Annotated in this window: 1 protein-coding gene; it reads right to left on the bottom strand. The window is 63.6% G+C overall.

Annotated elements, in window-relative coordinates; genetic code table 11:
• Positions 1 to 9: 9 nt before the first annotated feature.
• Positions 10 to 1,356 carry an IS5 family transposase gene (locus IVB36_RS35885; RefSeq protein ID WP_247394747.1) on the bottom strand — a complete coding sequence of 449 codons (1,347 nt, stop codon included), beginning with the start codon at positions 1,354 to 1,356 and terminating at the stop codon, positions 10 to 12.
• Positions 1,357 to 1,526: the final 170 nt, after the last annotated feature.

The raw sequence follows: 1,526 nt of genomic DNA, 5'->3' as shown, positions 1-1,526 counted from the left end.
AGTCGTCCGTTAAGAAGCCGAATTGAGCGGGGGCGGACAGGCAAGCGTATGCGATAGCTGGATTAGGAAGAGGCACAAGAGTTCTCTGAGCCAGGCGAGGATACGGCGGAAGTTGTGGCCGACTGCTGAGAGCACGACGTTGGCGGCGTCGCCGGCGCGGCCTTTGAGATAGCAGCGGCCAAGGTGACCTTCGGCCTTCAGATGTCCGATGATGGGCTCGATGGCGGAGCGACGCCGGAGCTCGCGCTTGATGGCGCCGAACACGCCGCGCTTCTGGCCCGAAATGAAGACGCGACGGGGATTTTGCGTGCCGTGGCCGCGATATCCCTTGTCGACATAGGCCCGCTCGATCGGACAGCCGGTGAGCGCCTCGGTGCGGTCGATGACGTCCCGCAGGGTATGACCGTCGTAGGGATTATCGGGCAGCGACCTGGCGTGCAGTACGAACAGGCCACCGGGCGCCCGGCGGTTGTTGGTGACGATGGAGGCCTTCACGCCGAACTCGTAAGGCGCGGCGGCCTTGCCTTTGCCGATGCATTCCACCTCCGGGGCATGGAAGGAATAAAGCTTCCAGCCGCGCTGGCGCTGCTGCTGCGAGCGGATTTGCACGGCCCGGCCAAGCGGGAGGGCGAATGCCTCCTCCAGTGCCGGCTGGCCCTCGATCTTGCGGCGGATGTCGCGGATGATACGGCCGAGCCGGCTGCGCAGAATGCGCAACTGCCGCTGATGCCGCCCGAAATGTTTGACATGGGCGTAGCGGCCCGCCATCATCGCAGCGGCCTTGGCCACACGAGAATAGGATTGCCGGAGCCTGACGGCGTGCCTTCTCGCCAGGCGGTTGAGCCCCTTGATAGCCGCATGAAGCAGCTTGGCATCGGTCGGAAAGGTGATGGCCTTCGGCTGCACCGTGGTGTCGACGGTGACGCGCTTGAGGTCCTGGCCGCGTAACGCGCCGGCCTCGTGCGCCACCCGCAGGCTCTCCGCCAGCAGCAGCTCCAACTTGTCGCCGAGCCGCTTGCGCCAATGGCTCAGGTCCGAGCGCTCGTGCGGGAAGGCATGCTGAAAGAACTCTTGCCCGGTGAAGAACTGGAAATACGGGTCGTGAACCCAGCGCTCGCAAACCCCCTCGTCGGACAGCCCGTAAGTGTGCTTGAGCAACAGCAGCCCGATCATGAACCGGGTCTCGATCCCGGGCCGGCCATTCTCGCTGTAGAGCGGCGCGACCTCGCCGTCGATCCAGTCCCAATCGATCTTGCCGGCGAGCTGAACCAGCTCGTGCTTCATGTTGATGATCTGGTCCAGCCGCGCCCGGAACAGATCGTTCGATCCCGTCGTCCTGTGCTTCTTCGGTCGCATCGGCCCCTCCGATGCACCACAGAATCATGGTCCGCCGCGAAAGGGAATCCACAAACGAAAATTGCAAGGTTTGGGGGCCTCAAGCCCCCAATCCCTGCAATCTCAAATGCCGCCGCAACCGGAAAACTGACTCCTGCTCAATCGCTTAGAGCCTTGTTCACGGACGACTC

Origin of the sequence: Bradyrhizobium sp. 35 (genome assembly GCF_023073215.1) — a bacterium.
In the GTDB taxonomy this organism is placed as follows: domain Bacteria; phylum Pseudomonadota; class Alphaproteobacteria; order Rhizobiales; family Xanthobacteraceae; genus Bradyrhizobium; species Bradyrhizobium canariense_D.
This window is presented reverse-complemented; position numbering and strand designations above follow the sequence as displayed.